This window comes from Spirosoma sordidisoli (assembly GCF_004138325.1).
Taxonomy (GTDB): domain Bacteria; phylum Bacteroidota; class Bacteroidia; order Cytophagales; family Spirosomataceae; genus Spirosoma; species Spirosoma sordidisoli.
Window position 1 is genome coordinate 1 of the sequence record NZ_SBLB01000024.1, and the last position, 1455, is coordinate 1455.

The 1455-nt window shown below is 50.7% G+C and carries 1 protein-coding gene; it reads right to left on the reverse strand.

Annotated features, from left to right (window positions below):
* Positions 1-8: 8 nt before the first annotated feature.
* Positions 9-1355, reverse strand: a complete 1347-nt coding sequence (locus EQG79_RS30840) for a transposase (protein ID WP_129607099.1) — start codon at positions 1353-1355, stop codon at positions 9-11.
* Positions 1356-1455: the final 100 nt, after the last annotated feature.

A 1455-nucleotide genomic window follows, 5' to 3' on the forward strand; every position in this document is an offset into this window, starting at 1 on the left:
AACATGAGTCATCCCGAATTTTGAGTGATGGCAAAGACTACCATCAAGGCATTCGAGATAGCTACCCGTAACCGATAAATCGGCACTGAAGCAGTTCGGTGCCGATTGCCGGTTCTGGGTACCCAGCGTTTGAGTAAAAAGGGTATCCAACCAGACCAGGTTCGGAGTAAGGTCAATAAAAAATCGTACACTAAGGCGACTACTCCCAGTAGTTTTAGGCGAGTTTCCCATAGCCAGAGTCGGGGCGACTCCATACCCAGTTCAGCTTTCCCGGCCCGGAAAGCCTGCTCGATTTGCCAGCGATGCATGTAACTATGGGCCATTGCCCAAGCATCCTTGACCGTTTTGATAGCTACTGAGGTTAGTAGATACATCGGTGGCTGAAGACCTTTCTTATCCCGAACGACCACCAAAAACAAGTCCTGATGAGTAAACCCAGGATGATGCACGGCCAGCCAACCCACGCTGATGTGTTTGGTCAGCTTCCGTTGGTTATCCCGAAGAAGCTTGTGACTCTGGGCCTTGCAACTGCGGGCTAACAGGTGGGTTTGTTTCGTGCCTTTTTGGGCGTGAACCAACAGGTGGTTTTTCTTCCATCGTAGCAGAAAGTCCTGCTTAAAGTGCAACATCCACTCAATCGTCCAGGCACTGGCATACCCCCGATCCAATACATGCAGGAGCGGTTGATCCAGGCAGGCCTGTAGCTTTTTAAGCATCCGGAACATGAGGTTGGTGCCCACCTCTTTGTATTTACCCCGGGTGGTCCACCAACTCATCTGACACACGCTGGGCACTTCGCCCAGCGCACTCAGCAGGAGAGCCGTCCAGTGAAAACCGGGTACGCAGATGCGGGCCGTGGGCGGCTTGAAAAAGCCTTTTTTGATCTTGGTCAGGCGTTTGCCTTTGCTACTCTCCACCGAACAGAGCCCCTCGACAAACCAACTTTCGGGCTTTTCGATCCGGCTATCATCCCAGAGCAGTAAGGGTCGTCTTTGGGCTTCTTGCAATTGGGTAATGCGCTCCAGAGTGCGCTTGAAGAAGAAATCCTCGATCAGCGAAGCATCCCATTTTTTTGACCGTAGCAGATTACTGAGTCGCTTGGTTCCTGCCGGGGCATGGGCATAGCCCGTGATATAGCTTCCTAACTCGCTTAATAAGAGCCCCATCTTACTATTTCGGAACAGCAGGATGCTGGTAAATAGGGTGGCGAAGGTGGCCACCAGCCGTTTGTCAATCTGGGCCAGCAGCTTAGCTTCAAGTGGCTGGAGATAACGCTGAGCTTTGGTTTGTAAAAAGGTAGTCGCTGTTGACTTTGGGGTCGAAATATCTTTTTTTTGTGAGCATGTCGTTGACATAAAAAGACCTCCTTTCTGGCTTTGGCGTTGTGGTGATGCTCAAAGCTAAGAAAGGAGGTTCCTTTTTGTCAACTCCCTAAAATTCGGGATGACTCATGTT

Coding starts and splice junctions, on each gene's coding strand:
- EQG79_RS30840 (WP_129607099.1), bottom strand. CDS start 1,355: ATGTCAACGACATGCTCACAAAAAAAAGATATTTCGACCCCAAAGTCA.